General features: G+C 43.7%; 14 protein-coding genes. 10 read left to right on the top strand and 4 right to left on the bottom strand.

The window, feature by feature from the left end; translation table 11 throughout:
• Positions 1-102: 102 nt before the first annotated feature.
• The gene (locus EIZ39_RS20945) at positions 103-1,182 is read left to right on the top strand and encodes a M14 family zinc carboxypeptidase (protein ID WP_129202605.1); all 1,080 of its coding nucleotides are present in this window, start codon (positions 103-105) and stop codon (positions 1,180-1,182) included.
• 105 nt (positions 1,183-1,287) lie between these two features.
• Entirely contained in the window at positions 1,288-2,526 is a 1,239-nt protein-coding gene (locus tag EIZ39_RS20940) for a glycoside hydrolase family 18 protein (RefSeq protein WP_129202507.1), read from the top strand.
• Between the two features lie 21 nt (positions 2,527-2,547).
• Here EIZ39_RS20940 and EIZ39_RS20935 read toward each other — a convergent pair whose 3' ends face one another.
• The 3 genes from EIZ39_RS20935 to EIZ39_RS20925 all read right to left on the bottom strand — a co-directional run bounded on the left by EIZ39_RS20935 (position 2,548) and on the right by EIZ39_RS20925 (position 9,249).
• A complete protein-coding gene (locus EIZ39_RS20935; RefSeq protein ID WP_129202505.1) occupies positions 2,548-6,030 on the bottom strand; it encodes a trifunctional glycoside hydrolase family 18/polysaccharide deacetylase/glycosyltransferase family 2 protein in 3,483 nt (1,160 codons plus the stop codon).
• 128 nt (positions 6,031-6,158) lie between these two features.
• On the bottom strand, positions 6,159-7,994 hold the full coding sequence (locus EIZ39_RS20930) for a helix-turn-helix domain-containing protein (RefSeq protein WP_129202503.1): 1,836 nt from the start codon (positions 7,992-7,994) through the stop codon (positions 6,159-6,161).
• A gap of 46 nt (positions 7,995-8,040) precedes the next feature.
• Positions 8,041-9,249, bottom strand: coding sequence for a M20 family metallopeptidase (locus EIZ39_RS20925; RefSeq protein ID WP_129202501.1), 1,209 nt, complete (start codon positions 9,247-9,249; stop codon positions 8,041-8,043).
• 269 nt (positions 9,250-9,518) lie between these two features.
• Here EIZ39_RS20925 and EIZ39_RS20920 point away from each other — a divergent pair, with 269 nt between their 5' ends.
• Together EIZ39_RS20920 and EIZ39_RS20915 are read left to right on the top strand one after the other, a co-directional pair.
• Positions 9,519-11,078: an AbgT family transporter gene (locus tag EIZ39_RS20920; protein ID WP_129202499.1), complete on the top strand. Its 1,560-nt coding sequence runs from the start codon at positions 9,519-9,521 to the stop codon at positions 11,076-11,078.
• Positions 11,079-11,148: 70 nt separating this feature from the next.
• Positions 11,149-12,441, top strand: a complete 1,293-nt coding sequence (locus EIZ39_RS20915; RefSeq protein ID WP_129202497.1) for a Zn-dependent hydrolase — start codon at positions 11,149-11,151, stop codon at positions 12,439-12,441.
• Between the two features lie 113 nt (positions 12,442-12,554).
• Here EIZ39_RS20915 and EIZ39_RS20910 read toward each other — a convergent pair whose 3' ends face one another.
• Positions 12,555-13,502 carry a nuclease-related domain-containing protein gene (locus EIZ39_RS20910; RefSeq protein WP_129202495.1) on the bottom strand — a complete coding sequence of 316 codons (948 nt, stop codon included), beginning with the start codon at positions 13,500-13,502 and terminating at the stop codon, positions 12,555-12,557.
• A 181-nt stretch (positions 13,503-13,683) separates the two neighbouring features.
• Between EIZ39_RS20910 and EIZ39_RS20905 the strand changes: the two genes are divergently transcribed.
• The 6 genes from EIZ39_RS20905 to EIZ39_RS20880 all read left to right on the top strand — a co-directional run bounded on the left by EIZ39_RS20905 (position 13,684) and on the right by EIZ39_RS20880 (position 20,522).
• On the top strand, positions 13,684-14,919 hold the full coding sequence (locus EIZ39_RS20905; protein ID WP_129202489.1) for a DUF6612 family protein: 1,236 nt from the start codon (positions 13,684-13,686) through the stop codon (positions 14,917-14,919).
• A 142-nt stretch (positions 14,920-15,061) separates the two neighbouring features.
• Positions 15,062-16,657 (top strand): glutathione ABC transporter substrate-binding protein, encoded by a 1,596-nt coding sequence (locus tag EIZ39_RS20900; protein ID WP_129202488.1) that lies wholly within the window; start codon positions 15,062-15,064, stop codon positions 16,655-16,657.
• A gap of 60 nt (positions 16,658-16,717) precedes the next feature.
• Positions 16,718-17,641: a nickel ABC transporter permease gene (nikB, locus tag EIZ39_RS20895; RefSeq protein ID WP_129202485.1), complete on the top strand. Its 924-nt coding sequence runs from the start codon at positions 16,718-16,720 to the stop codon at positions 17,639-17,641.
• A gap of 28 nt (positions 17,642-17,669) precedes the next feature.
• Positions 17,670-18,560 carry an ABC transporter permease subunit gene (locus EIZ39_RS20890; protein ID WP_205668608.1) on the top strand — a complete coding sequence of 297 codons (891 nt, stop codon included), beginning with the start codon at positions 17,670-17,672 and terminating at the stop codon, positions 18,558-18,560.
• 11 nt (positions 18,561-18,571) lie between these two features.
• A complete protein-coding gene (locus EIZ39_RS20885) occupies positions 18,572-19,579 on the top strand; it encodes an ABC transporter ATP-binding protein (RefSeq protein WP_129202481.1) in 1,008 nt (335 codons plus the stop codon).
• On the top strand, positions 19,551-20,522 hold the full coding sequence (locus EIZ39_RS20880; RefSeq protein WP_129202479.1) for an ABC transporter ATP-binding protein: 972 nt from the start codon (positions 19,551-19,553) through the stop codon (positions 20,520-20,522). The genes EIZ39_RS20885 and EIZ39_RS20880 overlap by 29 nt, the downstream gene beginning before the upstream one ends.
• Positions 20,523-20,541 lie beyond the last annotated feature (19 nt).

Genomic DNA, 20,541 nt, shown 5'->3' with positions numbered 1-20,541 from the left:
GGACAAGCCACCCATAGTAAACCCAAGAAATATGTTATATATTGGATTTGTTGGGATTTTCACCTATAAATACAAAATAGAATCTTTGGGAGGATACAGATGATGAGAAAGAAGTTATTAGCTTTATCTCTAGCAAGTACCCTAGCACTAGGAGGTTTGGTTAGTACAGCTCTGCCTGCGGGTGCTGTAGGAAACGGACCAAACTATAATGGGAACGAGTCAATTCAAACAAGTATCCTTCACACCTATGATTCCATGGTAGATTATTTGAAAAAGCAAGAAGCCAAGCAAGATCATATGGAGCTTGAGGTTATTGGACAAACGGTTAAAGGTAGAGATATTTACGTTGCCAAGTTTATAAAGGATGAGAATAATCCTACGATTTTATTCTTGACTCAACAACATGGGAATGAGCAGTTAACTACTGAAGGCGCCCTTGAATTCATTAAGCATCTAGGAACAGCTAAGACTAAGGAAGTATTAGACAATGTAAATGTTATCGTCGTTCCGATGTTGAATGCGGATGGAGCGATGGGCGATGTAAACTTCTCTTTAGATGATTATGTGGCCGATGGCGGGCGTCACCTCACGCGTGCCAATGCTAATAATTTTGACTTGAATCGTGAGCATGATAAGGAACCTGTCAACATGCAACCGGAAGCCAAGGCTTTACACGAAAATGTGCTTGAAAAGTATAAGATTGATTACTTAATCGACCTTCATCATCAAGGTACTAGAAGCGGCATAGATGGGAAGTTAGTTTCTGGATCTATTCTATACCCTACAAACGGTGATGTTGATCCCGGAGTCGTAGAGAACTCCAAAAAGCTAGGAGCCGTTGTCTACAATGCCATTAGTGATAAAGGCTGGGGACTGATTGGGAAATACAATGGGGGAACGGGGTTAAATATCGGCCGTAATGGCATTGCTGAGAAATACGATATCTCTACCCTTCTCTTCGAAATGAGAGGAATGTCGGATCACTACTATGAGTCCTATGTGCTCGGCCAGAAGAGTAATGGGTATTTGATTCAGCAAACGATTGTAACGCTTGATGCAGCCGTAAGATCTATTGCAGACGGATCGATTAATGATATGGATACAAGCTTTTGGGATACTCTTCCGTTCCAAAAAAACCTTCCAGGTGAAGAGGGCGAAGAAGGGGAAGACGATAACGAGTAAGAAAGAAGAAAGACCTGATCTTTTTGGATCAGGTCTTTCTCGTTCTATTGTTAGGGGAATAGGCATAAAATGGTTCCGTCCAAACTCTAAAGGGAGTGGGTTAAGATGCGTAAATCTATTATATACCTATTTCTCCTTCTTTTTGCTTTGCAAGGAGTTTTGCCCTCCGCAAGAGCCATCTCTGATCCTTTTGAGTATAGGATTATTGGTTATTACCCCTCATGGGCAGTATATAATAGAAAGTTTCAGATAGCTGATATAAAGATTCTTGATAAACTCACACATTTAAACTATGCCTTTGCCAAGATAAAAGGAGGAAAAGTGACTCTGGCTGATCCTTGGGCAGATGTTAGAATGGGGGTTGGAGATAAACCCAGCTGCTGGGATGTTAATCTGCCAGATCAACAATGTCGCAACGGCAATTATTTTGAATTACTAAAGCTTAAAGAAGTCTATCCTGAACTTAAAATCATGATATCGATTGGGGGTGCAAGTGTCGAGCAAACACAAGAGTTTGCTAAGCTAGCCCAAACAGAGGAAGGCAGAAAAGGATTTGCAGCAAGTGTAGTTACATTTCTAAGGCATTGGCAGTTTGATGGAGTGGACATTGATTGGGAGTTTCCGAGCTCCGATGAGGAAAAAGTCCATTTTACCATGCTGATGAAGGAGCTCCGAAAACAATTGGATACGCAAAAGGCAGACTACCTATTAACTGCTTCGATCGGACCAGGAATCTCGCATGCCCTTTATATCGATGGAAAGGCCGTGAGTGATTTTGTCGACTTTTTTAATATGATGGCATACGACTACAATGGAGCGCAATTCTCATCTATAACGGGACACATTGCACCTCTGTACTATGATAAGCGGGCACCTAAGGCGGACTCTCATTATATTGACCGTGTGGTAAATGAATATTTGGATGGAGGAATACCAAAACATAAACTTGTACTTGGTATACCGTTGTATGGTCGGAGCTATGGTGGAGTGGGCATGGATAAGAATGGAGAGTATCAACTATTTAATTCTTTGGAGACGCCAAAGGGGACTTGGGACCAATACAAGGATTATACTGGTATCTTTGATTATACGGATATTAAGGAACGTTTCTTGCAAAAGTTAAAGTACAACCAATATTGGAGTGAAGGAGCAAAAGCGGCGTACGCTTATCATCCAGGAACGAAAATATTTATCAGTTACGAGAATGCGGAGTCTATATTTTATAAGGCAGAGTATATCAAATCCAATCAATTAGGTGGGGCTGTTTTCTGGGAATTATCTGCTGACCGTGAAGGTGATCTGGTTAAAGAAATGGTTAAACATCTAGATCAAAGTAAAGAATGAAGCACAGCCAAAGGCTGTGCTTCATTTACGTAAGGCATCATCGGATATCTGCACAGTTCCTTTCCTCTGTAATTTATTCCATGTTTGTTCCTTTCCGCTAAGGGCTCGAAGAAAGGATCGGTACACGATAAATGATAACAGATAGCGGTAAAGGAACCGTTGGAAGAAAAAGCCCCAGAGAGGCTTGGGATTCTCCTTTTCTAACCGAAAGGCAAACCAGCATGCCAAAAGATCGATCAAAAGAAAAGAAAGATAAAAATAGATGACATGGTTAGCGTTACCACTGAAAAGAGCAAATAGGGTATACAGATCTGCAAAAGGAACAAACAGTTGGAACAAAAATTGAAACAGCCACATGTACGGTATAACAATACAACCTAATTTTCCGTGACGTTTGCGAAACATGGTGTCCTTATGCTTCCATACACACTGAAGAGTTCCATATACCCAGCGAAGTCGTTGCTTCATAAAGCTTTGAAGCTCTTCAGGAGCCTCCGTTAAGGCAAGGGCTCTTTCTTCATAATGGATATCGTATCCTTCACGAAGAAGCTTCAATGTTACATCCGTATCTTCCGCAAGCGTATCATGTGGGAAGAATCCCACTTTCTGAACGGCATCTTTGAGCCATGCTCCTAAAGCTCCTGGCACGACAGGAACAGATTTTATTAAAGAGAAGGCTCTTCGGTCTAAATTAAAGTTGGCAACATATTCCATGTGCTGCCACGTGGTTAGCCAGTTTTTCCTGTTTCCGACCTTGACATTGCCTGATACGGCTGCGACCTTTGGATTAGCAAAAGGGTGAAGTAGCCATTCTATCGCCTGCGGTAACATTTGTGTATCCGCATCAATAGACACGCATATGGAGCCTTGGGCTTCTTGAAAGGCTCGGTTTATGGCATGGGATTTCCCTTTGTTTTCTTGATCAATTAGTCGTATTCGGGGATCCTGTTCGCACATCTCTAGGACAACTTTTCTTGTTCCATCTGTTGACCCATCGTTTACAACGATGATCTCTAAGGGATGATGAGTGCTTCGTTGGATGGATTCAAGGGTTGTTCTTATTATTTTTTCCTCATTGTAAGCAGCTAGAACGACGCTGACCAATGAAGAATTAGGGTTTGGAATGGGTTCTCTTCTTCTGCGCTGCCTATATGCAAGTAAACATAGTGTGATTAGTCGGATGATCCCTAGAATGATAGAGGCATAGAAGATGATGGTGAAAAATTGGTGAAGCACGGGTGCGGCAAGGAAAGCTAATCGCTCATTTATCCATTCTCGTTCTACTTCAACGACTGGCATGACTTGCTGAGGAGTGCTATCCATTAATTCGTTCATGGTGATGAAGCGATACCCCTGACTTTGTAAAGTTTCAATGATGACTGGTAAAGCTTTAATTGTATTTTCCCTTTGTTCACCTCCGTCATGAAGAGTGATCACGTGGCCGTTTAGACTGTTTTGAATAATCCGCTGTACAATGTCCTCCGGAGTTGGATGGGGCAGTTCTGTATCTCGAGGATCAATGGTAGCATTCACAAGGGAATAGCCTAGCTCATGGATGGCGACCATCCATTCAGGGACTGGTTGTTCTTTTGCTTCTAGTCGCAGTGAAGGTGGCAGATGAAATAAGCGTGTTGAGTAACCGGTAATCCCCTCAATTAACCGTTGGTTGGCATGAACTTCCAGTTTTAGGCGTTCAGGGTCATGAATAAGAGAGTTAGAAAAGGTAGCATTTCCGATTAGGTGTCCTTCTTTTAGCATTCTATGAATCAGTGACTGGTGCATGGAAGCATTCTTTCCGATAACAAAAAAGGTAGCTGGAATCTCATATTTCTTTAGAATGTCAAGAATGTCCTTGGTGAAAACGGGATGAGGACCATCACTGAATGTGAGGGCTACAACCTTTTCAGTGGGATTACCTAGACGTTGGATCTGAAAGGGATAAGGCAATTGAAGATAGCGTTCATCAATAATCCTCCCCCTAGAGTCAATTTGCAGATCTCGCTTACCCTCTTGGGCCTGTGTAAAAAGCCTGAGAATTTCTCCCTCCCCCTCCATGTGAACGTGTTGCGGAGGAGAGATTCTTGTCATGTTGAGTTCGTCTTGTTGAAATAAATGCTGTAGTACATTCCATATCCCAGGGTCTTCCGTACCTAGACGGTACAAGGCATAGCCTTTAGGGATAAGGGGAAGAGTATCATGAATTTGATTATAGGCAGTGGCAGCGTCATATAAGGCTATGCGAGTAGTAATATCCCCTTCGGTATAGTGTAAAGTGGGGTGCCCCTTTTCTCCCCATAGAATGGGAGATTGATGTTTGGCAGCTAGATTCATGACGTCCGTAAAAGATATCGTATTGCCTTTCTCTATTCCATAGTTTTCGAGTCGAATGATTAACTTTTCGGAGGGGATCTTTAATTGGTCTAGTGTATAGGGACTCGTGCCATCTGTTACGGTAATAAATCGATGTACATAAGGTTCTAACTTTTTAATTTCTTCGGGTTTTCTATCTGGGTATACGGTCAACGCTATTTTGAGGTGGAAGGGCTGAAATAAGAGGTGCAATTCTTTTATAAGTTGAGTAAAAGATTGTTGAATCTTAGGTTCTTCTGGAAGGTTCTTGAAGTCAATGGTTATGCCATTAACTTGTTTGCGCGATACTTGAACTAGGATGTTCAGGGCCAGCTGGGCTCTAGCATGGGGAATCTCTAGTTGGGCTATAAGGTGTGGATCCTTCCATGCATCCGGAAAATCAGAAAGGACAGGCAATACCTGCACATGGTGTTTCTTTGACAATTCAAGAAGGGCTTCATCTACATGCTCCTCCAATCGGCCACCTTCCGAAAAGCTAAACCATTCCGGCAATACAGCATGTATGGAATGGAGTTGATCCTTAAACGATTGAAGACCTTCCGGATCATCAGGATCAATGAAGGCAAAGAGTTCTTTAGTCGCATCTGTTGTATAGAGTCCAGCTTCTCTTTGACCTGCATTAAAAACAAAGGGGACTGCCAAGGTTTGTTGGATCCTCTGCTCTGGGACGGGGAATCTTAGTAAATTCACAACTAATACTGAGCTAATCAGGAGCATGAAGGCAAGCAAAGCAAGAATCGATCGTTTCCATAGAGCCCAACGAACCCCGGTAGGATCAAAGAAAACTGCGCTTTGTTCTCGTGTTTGCTGTTGTTTTTCCCGTTTATAATAGAACAGCCACGAGAGGATAAATAATGCAAGATGAACGGAGGCGAGTAATAGATAGAACTGTTTTCCTTCTACTTCATTATGCAATTGCTGCAGTTTTGGGAAGACAAAGGGAGTGATGGCCCCAATGAGAATGGCGAGTAAATTCAGTCTTAGAAGGAGAACACCGAGTAAAAGAAATATCCAAGAATAAGCAAGGGGTGAAAGGATGATGCAGGAAAATCCATATACCGTAGCAAAGGCAAAGCCTATGCTGCTAGAAGAAGGATAAAAATACTTTCGAATCAAGGATGTTTTTTTGTCCAAATCTCCTCATCATTCCTTTCTTCTCATGGTGTGTTTTTTATACATATGTATAAAGTCCTATCTCTAACAATAAAATTTTTGTAAAGTTTTTTAGAAAAAAAAGAAGATCCAGAGTATGGACCTTCTTGTTACAACTTTCCTTCCAAGTACTGATACAATCGAACAGCCAAATGGAGATTTAGAAACTGCTCTGTATCCATAAGCTCAATTCCTAAAATTTCTTCCATTCGTTTGAGTCGATAATTTAAGGTATTGGTATGGATGTGCAAGGCTTCTGCGGTTTCCTTGGAATTTTGGTTGTGCTCTAAATAAATAATAAGGGTAGGGAGGAGCTCTCCCTTTCGTTGAGTTTCGTATTCTAGCAAGGGTCCCAGGGTTTCGTTGATAAAATCTAATAGCTCTTCTTCTGAATTTTGCAGAAGGAGACGTTGAACGCCTAGCTCGGAATAACTGATGATATTTTTCTTTAAGGCGTAGGACTTGAGGAATTGCAGTCCTTTTTTCGCTTCTTGTGCTGATTTCCCGACCTGAATAAGCCCGCTTTTTGCCCGACCGATTCCTATGGTTACGGTTGTATTCCAGTTTTTCTGCGATATCTCCTGAAGAAACTGGTGAGCCAGATCGGTTATTTGACGGGTATGATAAGGCATGGATCCCTTCATAGAGAAGGAAAGGAGCATGACAATTTGATCTTGCTTTGTTACTGCTAGGCTATGGGGATAGTTTTCTATAAATAAACGGTTGGCAAGCTCTATCAGATGACGCTTCAGGCTGGTTCTCTGTTCTGGTTCGATGGAATCCAGGTCATCCATATGAATAATGGAGACAAGGTAATTGCGATTCGGATCCAAGTTGAGGTATTTGGCTTGCTGAATGAGTCCCTCATTTACTCTTCCCGCGAATAGATCCTCGATAAACTCTCCCTTCAAACGTTGTTGCGTGTCAAAGATGGCTTGCGTTTTCACCAATTCTAGGGAAATGACGGTACACGCATGTTCTAATGCGGCAATGTCCACTTCTCCAATCGTTTGGGTTGCGAGGACTGCTAAGAAACCAAGTAAGTTCGGTTTGGAACCGATAGGTAATCTAACAAAATGATGGGATACCCCATGGATTTCGATATGGGCTAAGGTATAGGTAGGGTGCAAGGACTCTACGGGTGTGAAAACCTGTTGTTTGACTTGGGGAAGAATCTCTTCTGAGATGCGGCTCGCTGACTCCACGAGTTCGCCTAGTTCATCAAAGAGAAACGTCTGATAACCAAAAACTTCATTAATATAATGAAGAATGGCGTGTAGTCCTTCGCCGCGAAGTACCAGATCAGCTAAATGACCATGGATTTCTACAGAACGGGAAAGCATCTTATTCTGTTGGGTAATGGTATAGTTCAACTTTTCCAATTCACGAACGGTTTGTTGCTTTTCTCGATATAGTCTGGCTTTCTCAATGGCCACAGCTGCTTGGTGGGAGATCGCTTTCACTAATTTAATATCTTCTTGAGTGAAGTGTAGATCCTTTTGGAAAGAATCCAATGTAATCACGCCGATACATTCGCCCTTACTCATGATAGGCGCACAAATAGCGGACTGTGGTCGATTCGGAATGGATGTAACCATGAAGTCCAAGTTTCTGGGAGTGAGAGTAGAGGTGGTTCGCGCTACTTCTTCTGGGTTTTCAAAAATCAAACATTGTCTAGCGGAAAAGGCAAGTCCTGTCATCGATTCCCCTGGCTTCAATCGCACCTGGTCGAGTATTTGTGGGTTAAATCCATAAGTGGATGTCGCAATTAAGCATTCCTGCTGTCGATCGTATAAGAATAAAACGCCTCCATCAGCGGCATCGATAACAGAAACCGTGACCTGCATGATCGAATCGATAATGGTATCAATGTCGAGAGAGCTATTTAGTACATTGGAAACTTCTATTAAGGATTGTAGTTGGCGATGGCTTAATGTGTCGTTCAAAAAAATCAACCCTAATCTCTATAGATTAGGGTTATTGTATCGTAAGTTATTTTGAAGTTGCAACTGCTTGCTTAGCAGCTTCTTCTTGCAAGTAGGTCACGGCAGCTGTTAGAAGAACTTTAGCCGCGGTTAACATGGATTGCTCATCAATATCAAATTTAGGGTGATGGTGAGGGTATTCGGCCCCTGTTTCAGGATTCCCGGCTCCTGTGAAAAAGAAAGTGCCTGGCACCTTTTGTAAATAATAGGAAAAATCTTCTCCGCCCATGATCGGAGCCATTTCCTTCACTTGTTCTGCAGGAACCACGAGTTTCGCGCATTGGGTTAGGAGATTGGTTTCCGCTGGATGATTGACAACGGCAGGATAGCCTTTGTCAAAGGTGAATGTGTAGCTAGCTCCAGCTCCGTCACAGGTAGACTTAGTCAATCTCTCCATCTCCGCGATGATCTGATCTTGAACCTCGGGATCAAACGTACGGACTGTACCAATAATGGTTGCGGAATCCGCGATGACATTAAAAGCATCGCCAGCGTGGAAAGCAGCCACGGTAACAACGGCTGGTTTTAACGGATTGACCCGACGACTAACGATTTGTTGCAGGCTTTGAACCAAGGAGGTTCCTACCATAATAGAGTCAACAGTTTCATGAGGAGCTGCTCCGTGTCCACCGCGCCCTTTAATCTCGATGGTAAACTTGTCAGCTGCTGCCATAACAGGACCTGAACGGTAACCGATCTCTCCTACAGGCATCGTAGACCATAAATGGGTTCCAAAGATCGCATCTACTCCATCTAAGCAACCATCCTCAATCATCGGTAAGGCGCCACCAGGAGCAATTTCTTCCGCAAATTGGTGAATGAGGACAACATTCCCCTCCAATTCATCCTTGTTTTCAACGAGGACTTTGGCTACAGTGAGAAGGGTGGCTGTATGCGCGTCATGCCCACAAGCATGCATAACACCAGGTATTTGGGATTTATATTCCACATCCTTTTGATCTTGGATGGCAAGTGCGTCAAAATCCGCACGGATAGCCACAGTCTTTCCAGGTTTTCCGCCACGGATCAGGCCGACGACACCTCTTCCACCTACACCTGTACGAACCTCCACTCCTAGTTCAGTGAGGTAATCCGCGATGGTAGCAGGTGTTTTTACCTCCATAAAGGATAATTCAGGATTCATATGAAAATGACGGCGAAGCTTAACCATTTCCGGAAATAATTCGGATAAACGGTTGTACATGGATTCAAACATCAACCTTCTCCTCCTTCCGTATATTTACAGAATAATTATACTCTTATAACAAGGGAGTTCTATGTGAAAGTAAACAAAGATATTAAATAATATTTGTTTAATGATACAAAAAGTTGCTAGATTTGTAGAAGCTTTGACAAAATCTTGTTTAAATGTACAAATTGTTTGTTCTCTTTTTTGGATTTATTCACATAGTATATGATTCTCATTTCACTATAATTAGTAACAAGTTAGAAAATTTATAAAACATGAAAAAAGGGGGATCGCATATGTCTTTGGAGACCAACAAGACAAAACCACCAAAGAACTTGCAGCCAAATGCTCCGGAAAAGAAGTCTTTATTTAACCGGATGCTAGATGTTGTTGAAAAGGTAGGAAACAAGCTTCCTGATCCTGTTACGTTATTTATTATCTTTGCTATTATTGTTCTTATTGCTTCTTATTTTGCAGCCAAGGCCGGGGTCCAAGTTGTGCATCCTTCCACTGGAGAACCGGTAAAAGCGGTTAGCTTGTTATCCGAACAGGGATTACGAGATATTATGACCAAGATGGTCAAAAACTTTGCAGAGTTCCCTCCTTTAGGATTAGTTCTTGTAACGATGATTGGGGTTGGGGTAGCCGAAGGTGTCGGATTAATCTCTGCTTTACTGAAGAAAGTGGTATTAGGTGCACCGAAGTCAATGATTACGATTTCCATCGTGTTTGCGGGGATCCTGGCTAACGCAGCTGGAGATGCTGGATTTATCGTATTGCCTCCGATTGCAGCGTTGGTGTTCATGAGTGTAGGTAGACATCCGATTGCGGGGATGGTAGCCGCGTATGCCGCTGTTGCGGGTGGATTTAGTGCTAACTTAATTGTAAACATGCTTGATGCGTTATTAGCTGGATTTACACAAGGGGCAGCCCAAATCGTAGATCCGAACTTCATTGCCAATCCAGCGATGAACTGGTACTTCTTGGCGGCTTCTTCATTTATTATTATTCCATTAGCCGTCTGGATTACGGATAAGATCGTCGAGCCTCGTCTTCCTGAGTATACAGGACCAAAGATGAAGTTAGATAAGCTAACTGCGGATGAAAATCGTGGGTTAAAGTGGGCTGGAATTGCAGCTCTTGCGTTTATTGCTTTGATTGCTTTAACGATTGTTCCTTCCGATGGTCCTCTACGTGGAGAAGGTGGCGCGGTGATTATCTCTCCATTTATGAGTTCTCTAGTACCAATTATCATGGGATTATTCTTATTCCCTGCGATTGCTTACGGTATTTGCACGAAGGGAATTCGTTCCGATAAAGATGTCGCAGACGCGATGGCCAAGGCCATGAGCGGTATGGGAATGTATATCATTCTAGCGTTTTTTGCAGCTCAATTTATTGCTTACTTTAACTGGAGTAACCTCGGGGTGATCATGGCGATCTCGGGTGCTGATTTCTTAAAGAGTATCGGGCTTACTGGCTTGCCTTTGTTAATTGGATTTATCATTATCAGTGCGATCTTGAACTTGTTTATCGGAAGTGCTTCAGCGAAATGGGCAATCTTAGGTCCAGTGTTTGTTCCGATGTTTATGTTGCTAGGATATGATCCAGCGTTTACCCAGTTGGCTTACCGTATCGGGGACTCCATTACGAATCCGATTACGCCAATGTTCGCGTACTTTGCTATCCTATTGGCTCTTGCGAAGACGTACGATAAGAAGATGGGGCTTGGATCTTTGATTGCGGTTATGCTTCCTTACACCTTGATTTTCGGAGTAGCTTGGATTCTATTCTTTGTGGTTTGGTTCTTCTTAGGATTGCCGCTAGGACCAGGCTCCGGTATTTTCTTGCCATAGCTTGCTAGTTTGCGGTAGGTAAATAATGTTTAGATAGATAAATAGATTGAAAAATAGTGAGGTGGAGAGTATGAAAGTCTTTTCTAAAGATAGATTGCTGGAAGAATTGTCGCAATGTCCGAAGGTAGATGGAATAGATCCACTAGATGTAGCAGAGAGACTGGCTAAGATGGCGGAGATTGGTGTTACGCCGGAGGGTGGATTTACGAGATATCCGTATACACGGGAAGAGCAGCAAGTAAAGGAAGTATTCAGAGGTTGGATGGAGTCTATCGGTCTCGAGGTTCATGAGGATACGGTAGGAAACTTGTTTGGTCGTTTTGAAGGGGAGGATCCCTCTCTTCCGGTTGTGATGACTGGGTCTCACCTTGATACTGTCCCGAATGGAGGGGCGTTCGATGGAGCGCTTGGTTGTCTTTCTAGTTTAATGGCGATTGAAGCGATGATTAAGCAAGGCAAGAAGCCCAAGCGGACGATTGAACTTGCGGTGTTTGTCGACGAGGAAGGGGCGCGCTTCAAGAACGGTATCTTTGGAAGTCGCGTGATGATGGGAGAAGTAACGCCTGAGGATCTTGAAAAGTTTGCCGATGCGAACGGTGTTAGTCTTGTAGATGCGATGAGGGAACAAGGGTACCAGCCGGAGCAAGTAGCGTTAAGCAAACGTCGGGCTGAAGATATTTTTGCTTTCCTAGAGCTTCATATTGAACAAGGGAAGATCTTGGAGAATGAAGAGAAGCAGATCGGAATTGTCAACGGGATTGCAGGTCCTTCTTGGAGAACCTTTACGTTCTTAGGAAGTACGGATCATGCAGGGAATACGCCTATGCATATGAGAAAAGACACCGTTGTTGCCGCATCCGAGTTCATCTTAGGCGTAGAAAAGCTTCCTCGTCAGTTTAGCGAAACAGCGGTTGCTACTGTAGGAAAGGTGAATGTTTTCCCGAACGGTACGAATGTAATCGCAGGGAAGACAGAAGTAGTGGTTGACGCAAGGGATATTGTGGCGGAGTCGCGAGATCAAATGCTAGAGGCCATTACGGCCTTAGCACAGGAAATTGCTGAGAAGCGCGAGCTTGAGTTAAAGGTCGAGGTGGGTATTTCCATCCCTCCTGTCATTGTCCCAGATTGCATCCAGAATGCGATCGCGAAGGCTGCCGAGACCAATGGATTAGGTGTTCGTACCTTGCCAAGTGGAGCAGGACATGATGCGATGATTCTTGGAAAGTACGTTCCATCCGGTATGGTCTTCGTGCCATCTTTGAATGGGAAGAGTCACTCACCAGAAGAATGGACTTCGCTGCCAGATTGCATGAACGGGATGCTAGTGATGAAGGAAGTATTGTTTGAGTTAGCTAGTCAATAGTAGGTTGAGTGGACCGCCCCAGATTTGGGGTGGTTTTTTTGTTTGGAGGATGGGTTGCAAATATCCGGGCTGAAGCTGCAAATATCCAAGTTAAACTTGCAAATATATCAACTTCAGTAAGGATAATAGTAAACTCTACCTTTGTTATCTCCGGTAAAGGGAAGTTTCATCGCGGAAAGTAATCGGCTTACCGTGTAGGTTGTGGAAAAGTGGAGTAACCTTTGTGCATCTTGATTCGTTAGTTGATTAACTAAGAGGAGATGATCGAGGATGGGTCCGACATGAGCCTTGCGGGAAGTAGCTTGACAACCGGGACATTTCCATTTTCCATAGATGCGTTTCATTGGATTGTGGTAGCAGGTACGACAGCTAATACCTTGGGTAAAGTCTGTGGGTTTGATTTGGTAGAAGGCGAGAGCATCAAATTTTTCAGCTTGGTCCTCGGTGAGTAGGGTGTCGTTCCATTTCTTGAGGTGATAAGGAGATAGGGAAACTTCAGGGTAAAAGCTGAATAGTGCTGCAATTTTATCGGGAATTCTCTCAGCGTGGGTGACCGTCTCGAAGAGATGGTAGTTGCTGTTGTCCGTTTCGATGATGGTGGTGGGAAAAGCAATGGAGATAAGGGTTTGAATAGGAAGGGGTTTCAGCTTATGAGTAGTGAGCCACTTTTGCAGCTTGATCTTATGCCGTTTTGCTTGGAGGATAGGGTCGGGGAAGCCTTCTTTTTGGTTATCCTTTGTACGGTAAAATTGATGGGATGATGAGTCGAATGTGAGTGTGCCGCTAAAATTCTTACTCTCAATAATAACAGCGAAGCGGGAGCATAGGACTAGACAATCGATTTGGAATCCTGGAAGCTGCAGACCTTGATAGATGAAGTAGTCATCTTGAGGTAGAAAGCCTAGATGATAATCTAATTCTTTTTCTCCTCGGAAGCCCGCGTGGTTTTTTTTCAAATCCTCTTCGATCTCTAGTCTAGTCGGGTGCAAAGGATGGAGTCGTCGAAGCAGAGCATGTGCTTTTTTAAGTTTTAATGGGTATTTTCTTCGTTTTTTAATCATCTATAAACCTCCTTTTAGGGTGATATTTATCAATTCGAGGTAGAGAGGGGAACTCCTTTACTATATTTGCAAAATGGGAGGGGATATTTGCATTCCGGGGGTGGATATTTGCAGTTAAAAAGGAAACTTTTCCTAAAATCTTCCGTATAACATAAAGACTAAACGACGGGAGGCTTTTTTTATGAAAAGAAGATTACTTGCTTTATCCCTATCAACGACTCTACTAGCAGGGACATTCATAGGATCAGGAAGTGTATCGGCAAACTCTACAGAACAAGACATCGTTACTAGAGGAGCTTTCATACATACTATTGTTGATCAACTTCAATTACCTTTACAGGATCAAAATGCCGTTCTTCCTCAAGATGTGTCCACAGATTCTCCTTATGCTCATGCCATTCGTGTCATGAAGGAGCGTAAAGTCATTTATGGATACGGAGATGGAACAGTTCGATTAGAAAATTCACTAAAAGCCAATGAAGCCTATATTATTATTGCGAAAATCCTCGGAACAAACCCAGAAGTCCTAAAAAATGATTATGGCATTTCGTTTGCGCACGACATGGTTACATTAGATGAAGCGAAGGCAGCGATTCAGAAGGCTTTAGTGAGTGATCCAACAGCCCACGAATGGGTCATCAAGTCATCCGAAGTGATGGATAAACAAGACTCTTTTAAAGCGAATATGACTCAAGATATGAATATGGTTCTCAGCCAAGGACTTCCTGAAGCACCTCCGATGAACACACTCAACATGACAATGAAGATGGAGATGGAATTCAAGAAGGACCAGGGTTTCCGAATCGTCTCCAACTCCAAGCTGCCGCAGCCTCTTACTACAGGGGAAACGGAAATGAAGATGGAGCAATACTTCGTCAAGGACGGCATGTATATGAAGATGCTGAATCCTGAAACCAACCAAGAAGAATGGATGAAGATGGGCAGCGAACTCCCGTTTACTTTTGATCAAATGATGGAGATGCAAAAAAATAGCGTAGCTTACAACCAACAAATGAATAACAAATATGTCTTCTATCGTGACTTAGGAACCGAGGTTATCGATGGAAAAGAGATGCAAAAGGTATCCTTGCAAGGAAGGTTTACTTCGATGCAGGAAATGTTGAGTCTTGCTGGCAACTTGTTCTCGGGTCAAGAGATGCCAGCTGCCATGATGGAAGAAACCGGATTAGAAGAATTGAGAATGTCGGGATTCATGTGGTTTGATCTGGAGACGAAGCTTCCGACTAAGCTTTCCATGCAGATGGACCTAGAGCTTGCTGAGATGCCAAATCAACCGATAGAAAGAATGGAAATGAAAATGAGCGGCACGTATACTGACTTTAACCAGGTAGATAGTATCGTTCTGCCTGAGGAAGCTAAGCAAGCGAAGGTCATTGGAGCTGCTGGGCAAGAGTAGTTCATTTACTAGAGGTTAGGGGACAAAACCGATGAGTTTTGTCTTCTAATCTCTTTTTATCTTTTTTTATCTTTTTTATCTGTTTATGATATCGCTAACAATTTATATAATTATTACAAAATTAAGAGAAGGGGGAAAATGAATGATAAAGAACAAGTGGGTCAAACGAACTCTGGCCTGTTTCGTTGCAACAAGTGTATTTCTAGTGGGATGTTCCAAAACGGAACCGGTTGCAAACACCTCAACAGGGGGGACAGAAACAGCTAGTCCAGCTAAACCAAGTGAGTTTATTGTTGCACAAGATGCCAATCCGACCACGATGGATCCACAGGACTCTCAGGAAAACGTCTCTTATTCTATTACTAAAACGATGTATGAAGGTCTATTAGATTTTGATAGAGATATGAAGATGCATCCAGTACTAGCAGAATCCATGCCAGAGATGGGGGAAGATGCGAAGTCACTTACATTTAAATTAAAGAAGGGCATTAAGTTCCATGATGGCACGGATTTTAATGCTGAAGCTGTGAAGGCTAATATTGATAGATTAAAAAATCCAGAAAATCGCTTGAAGCGGGCCTCTTTATTTGCTGCTGTTGAATCGGTTGAAGTGGTAGATGAATATACTGCAAAGGTCATTTTGAACAAGCCCTTCGCTGCTATTGTTCAAACCTTTGCCCATCCATCTGCTGCGATGATTTCACCAAAGGCCATCGCAGAAAATAACAAGGGACTTAATCGTGCACCCGTAGGTACAGGTCGATACAAATTTGTAGAGTGGAAAGATGCTCAACATACAATCGTTGAGAAGTTTGACGGATACTGGGACGCAGCCAACGCAGCTAAGGTAGATCGCATTGTATTCAAGCCGGTTCCAGAAGCGGCTTCAAGAGTAGCCATGCTAAAAACGGGAGAAGCTCATTTTGTTTATCCGTTGCCACCAGAGCAAACAGAAGCGGTTAAAGGGGACAACAATATCATCGTCGAGAAGTCACCGTCTTTATTTAGTAGATATGTAGCTTTTAACGTCACGAAGGAACCGTTTGATGATAAATTAGTACGCCAAGCGCTTAACTATGCTGTGGATAAAGAGGCTTTAGTAAAGGTGGTTATGAGAGGGTTTGCTTCCCCAGCTCAATCCGTTGTATCTCCTATGATATGGGGCTTCCAAAAGCAACAAATGTATGATTTCAACTTAGAAAAGGCAAAGCAATTGCTTGCCGAAGCGGGACATCCGAATGGATTTGAAACAACGATTTGGGTAGACAATTCTACCGAAAAAATTAAAATAGCAGAATTTATTCAGCAGCAATGGAAGCAAATCGGAGTCAATGCTAATGTTCAGCCGATGGAAGAAGGTACGCTATCTAACCAAATGTATGTAGAGGCGAAGGACAGTAAAATGCTTTCTTATGCAACAGGATGGTCACCTTCTACGGGTGAAATTGATTGGGGAGTGCGACCGTTGTTGACAAAGGACAATTTCCCTCCTGCTGGTTATAACGTCGGGTACTACACGAACGAAGAAGTAGAAAAGAACATTGCGCTGGGTCTATCCTCTAACAACGAACAAGAGCGTTTAGCCGCTTATGCGGAAGCTCAGAAAACGATTGTAGAAGATGCACCTTGGTTGTTCATGTTTGCGGTGGATAACGTCCTCGGAAAGAGAGCCAATATTGACGGAGCCTTCGTTATGCCAGGAACTCAGTTAGATGTTAAGGGTGTTGAATTCAAATAGTACAAGCAGGGGTTCAAGCGAGATCTTGAACCTCTTCTTTTCTAATAAAGGAGGAGGAATATGTTTATTTACATATGCAGGCGGCTCTTTGGGATGATTCCTATTTTGCTGATTGTATCCTTTATCACTTTTATGTTTTTGCATATGCTTCCTGGAGATCCTGCAAGAATGGTTGCTGGAACAGAGGCCACGTACCAAGATGTGGAGAATACGAGAATCAAGCTTGGGCTGGATAAGCCGCTTTATGAACAATACTGGAACTTTCTTACGGGTGCCTTGAAAGGGGATTTCGGTGATTCCTATCGAACACAGGAACCTATTGTAGATATGATTGCCGAACGATTCTGGCCGACGATGAAACTGACCTTTTATAGTATGGTATGGGCCGTTTTTGCCGGTGTTTTAATTGGAGTGATTGGAGCTACCAAAAGAGGGAAGTGGCAGGATCAAGTGACGATGTTTGCAGCCGTGACTGGGATTTCGATTCCCTCCTTTTGGCTAGGTCTCATGTTAATTGAAGTATTTAGCGTGAGGTTAGGATGGTTCCCTACAGGAGGAACAGGCTCCTTTTGGCATGTGGTTCTTCCTGCTATCACCTTAGGGTCTGGGGTCGCGGCGGTCATTGCCCGGTTCACCCGATCTAGTTTGGTTGAAGCGCTTCGCGAGGATTACGTTCGAACAGCAAGAGCGAAAGGGGCAAGAGAAAGGCTTGTGGTTTGGTCGCATGCTCTTCGGAATGCCTTGATCCCTGTGGTTACGATGACAGGACTACAGTTTGGGTTTCTATTAGGAGGAGCTGTAGTAACGGAAGCGGTCTTCTCTTGGCCGGGGTTGGGGAGACTGCTGATCGAAGCGGTTCAGTTCCGAGATTACCCGGTCATACAAGCCGAAATGTTGCTCTTCGCCTTACAGTTCTTACTTATTAATCTCTTGGTTGATGTGGTTTATGCCGTCTTAAACCCACAAATTCGCCTGCAAAGTTAAAGGAGTGAGGGGTATGTCTCAAGTAGAGATGACGACCGATGCACCGATAAACTCTCCTTCCATAGGAGGGACATCGAAGGAATCTCCTATGCGTCGCTTCATGAGGAGGTTTTCTAAGCAACGTATTGGCATGATCTCGTTGTTCATTGTTCTATCATTGATGATCCTTGCTGTCGTTGGGCCATTCATTGCCCCTTATGATCCGACAGAGCCTGATTACGATAAAATTTTATTATCCCCTACGGTAGAGCATTGGGCAGGGACGGATGAGTTTGGCCGAGACGTATTTAGCCGTCTGCTCCATGGGATTCGAATCTCGATGGCGGTTGGGCTTTTGTCTGTATTAGGCGGAGCTGTCATTGGAACGTTCTTTGGTCTAAGTGCGGGCTATTATGGAGGATGGTATGATTCCATGGTAATGCGGGCATGCGACGTGTTGTTTGCTTTTCCAGGAATCCTGTTAGCAATTGCAATCATTGCTCTTCTTGGACCTGGGATGACGAACGTTATTATCGCGGTAGGAATCTTTACCATTCCTATTTTCACAAGGATTGTCAGAGGAAATACGTTATCTTTGAAAAATATGACATACATCGAAGCGGCACGCGCAATGGGAATTCGTGATCGCTCGATTATTTGGAAACATATCTTTCCTGGTACCTTATCTATCGTGATGGTTTACTTCACCATGCGGATTGGTACAGCAATCTTAATTGCTGCTTCTCTATCCTTTCTTGGAATGGGAGCTCAACCACCGACGCCAGAATGGGGCACCATGCTCAGCGCTGGACGACAGTATATGACGACCTCGCCTCATATTGCCATCTTCCCGGGTTTAGCCATATTAATTACATGCTTGGCCTTTAACTTGCTGGGAGATGCGGTAAGGGATGCGCTGGATACAAGAATTAAGGATTAGAGGTGGAAAGAATGAAGAAGCTGCTTGAAGTCAATGACTTGAAAATTTCCTTTCGTACAGAAGAAAGTTCAGTTACAGCGGTGTCCGGCATTTCTTTTCATCTGCGTGAAGGAGAAACTCTAGGACTAGTGGGAGAATCAGGATGTGGAAAATCGATTACCTCCCTTTCTATCATGCGTCTTCTGCCAGGCGAGCCAACATGTACTGTAGAAGGCGATATTGCCTTTGATCAGAAGAATGTACTGAAAATGTCCGATAAAGAAATTCGTAATCTGCGCGGAAATGAAATATCGATGATATTTCAGGAGCCTATGACCTCTTTGAATCCCGTTTTTACGATTGGCAGACAGCTGGCGGAAGCGGTTTTATTACATCGAAAGATGAGCAAGAAAGAAGCTGAGGCTCTTGCTATAGAGATGTTAGTGAAAGTGGGCATTCCAAGGCCGAAGGAGATCATGAAAGATTATCCGCATCAACTCTCCGGTGGGATGAGACAGCGGATTATGATTGCAATGGCCTTATTATGCCAGCCGAAGCTTGTGATTGCGGATGAACCTACAACCGCGCTCGACGTGACCATACAAGCTCAAATTCTGGATCTGATTCGCAGAATGAAGGAAGAAACGGGGACATCGATTCTCTTGATCACGCACGACCTAGGCGTAGTGGCCGAAATGTGTGATCGAGTTCTTGTGATGTATGCCGGGCAGGTGGTGGAAGAAACGGATGTGGTCAGCTTATTTACTCGTCCTAAACATCCTTATACACGAGGATTGATGCAGTCGATCCCTCAACTAGATCAAAAGAAGGAGAGATTGACTCCGATCCCTGGTCAAGTTCCAGCCCTTACGCAGATGCCTCAAGGCTGTCGTTTCTATCCACGCTGCTCGGAGGCCGTCGACAAGTGCAAGACGGCTCCACCAAGCCTCGTGTATGTAGAAGAAGGCCATCAGTGCCGTTGTTGGTTGTATGAGAAGGAGGGAAAATCCGATGCAGAGCTCCACGCTACTGGAAGTTAATCATTTAAAAAAGTATTTTGAACTTCGCGGGGGCCTATTGAATAAGGTGACGGGTTATGTCAAGGCCGTCGATGATGTCTCCTTTCATGTGAAGCGCGGGGAAACGCTGGGAATCGTAGGGGAATCAGGATGCGGGAAGTCAACGGCAGGGCGCACCATTCTTCGCCTCTTGGAGCCAACAGAAGGACAAATCCTGTTTGAAGGCAAGGACCTCAGGTTGCTTTCTAGGGAAGAAATGAGGCGGATGCGCAAGGAAATACAAATGGTTTTTCAAGACCCATTTGCTTCCTTGAATCCTCGTTTGAAAATAAAGGATATTATCGCAGAACCGCTACTGGCGCATCATCTTGCAACGAAGGAGAATGTGGAAGAAAAGGTCTACCAAATCTTGCAGGTTTGCGGATTGCGCCCAGAGCAAGCGGAGCGATATCCTCATGAATTCTCCGGAGGTCAGCGTCAACGGATTGGGATTGCCCGTTCACTCGTCTTGCGGCCTAAGCTGATTATCGCTGATGAGCCGGTATCCGCGCTTGATGTTTCCATTCAGTCGCAAATTTTGAATTTACTCCAGGATCTGCAAGAGCAATTTGAATTGACCTATATCTTTATTTCTCATGATCTCTCCGTCGTCCGACATATTAGCAACCGCGTAGGCGTCATGTATTTGGGTCGTATGGTGGAAATGGGACCGACTGAAAACATGTATTCAGAACCGCTTCATCCTTATACGCAAGCTTTATTATCGGCTGTGCCGGTAGCCAATCCGTTGGAAAAGAAGGAGCGAATCATCTTGAGTGGGGATGTGCCATCACCAGCCAACCCTCCCGCTGGATGTGCCTTTGCTCCTCGCTGTCCAAAAGTGCTGGAAGTATGCAAGAGTGTAAGACCTGAATTAGAGTATGTGAGTGAGGACTATCAAGTAGCCTGTCATCTTTATAAATAATGGAAGCGAGGGATAGAAG

It is taken from the genome of Ammoniphilus sp. CFH 90114 (assembly GCF_004123195.1).
Classification (GTDB): domain Bacteria; phylum Bacillota; class Bacilli; order Aneurinibacillales; family RAOX-1; genus YIM-78166.
The sequence above is the reverse complement of the archived record's forward strand: the minus strand, read 5'-3'. Positions and strand labels throughout refer to the sequence as shown.

Excerpts from the sequence above, each read along its gene's own strand:
- EIZ39_RS20890 (WP_205668608.1), top strand. The coding sequence starts at position 17,670 with ATGACGACCGATGCACCGATAAACTCTCCTTCCATAGGAGGGACATCG.
- EIZ39_RS20915 (WP_129202497.1), top strand. The coding sequence starts at position 11,149 with ATGAAAGTCTTTTCTAAAGATAGATTGCTGGAAGAATTGTCGCAATGT.
- EIZ39_RS20910 (WP_129202495.1), bottom strand. The coding sequence starts at position 13,502 with ATGATTAAAAAACGAAGAAAATACCCATTAAAACTTAAAAAAGCACAT.
- nikB (WP_129202485.1), top strand. The coding sequence starts at position 16,718 with ATGTTTATTTACATATGCAGGCGGCTCTTTGGGATGATTCCTATTTTG.
- EIZ39_RS20925 (WP_129202501.1), bottom strand. The coding sequence starts at position 9,249 with ATGTTTGAATCCATGTACAACCGTTTATCCGAATTATTTCCGGAAATG.
- EIZ39_RS20940 (WP_129202507.1), top strand. The coding sequence starts at position 1,288 with ATGCGTAAATCTATTATATACCTATTTCTCCTTCTTTTTGCTTTGCAA.
- EIZ39_RS20885 (WP_129202481.1), top strand. The coding sequence starts at position 18,572 with ATGAAGAAGCTGCTTGAAGTCAATGACTTGAAAATTTCCTTTCGTACA.
- EIZ39_RS20900 (WP_129202488.1), top strand. The coding sequence starts at position 15,062 with ATGATAAAGAACAAGTGGGTCAAACGAACTCTGGCCTGTTTCGTTGCA.
- EIZ39_RS20920 (WP_129202499.1), top strand. The coding sequence starts at position 9,519 with ATGTCTTTGGAGACCAACAAGACAAAACCACCAAAGAACTTGCAGCCA.
- EIZ39_RS20905 (WP_129202489.1), top strand. The coding sequence starts at position 13,684 with ATGAAAAGAAGATTACTTGCTTTATCCCTATCAACGACTCTACTAGCA.
- EIZ39_RS20945 (WP_129202605.1), top strand. The coding sequence starts at position 103 with ATGAGAAAGAAGTTATTAGCTTTATCTCTAGCAAGTACCCTAGCACTA.
- EIZ39_RS20880 (WP_129202479.1), top strand. The coding sequence starts at position 19,551 with ATGCAGAGCTCCACGCTACTGGAAGTTAATCATTTAAAAAAGTATTTT.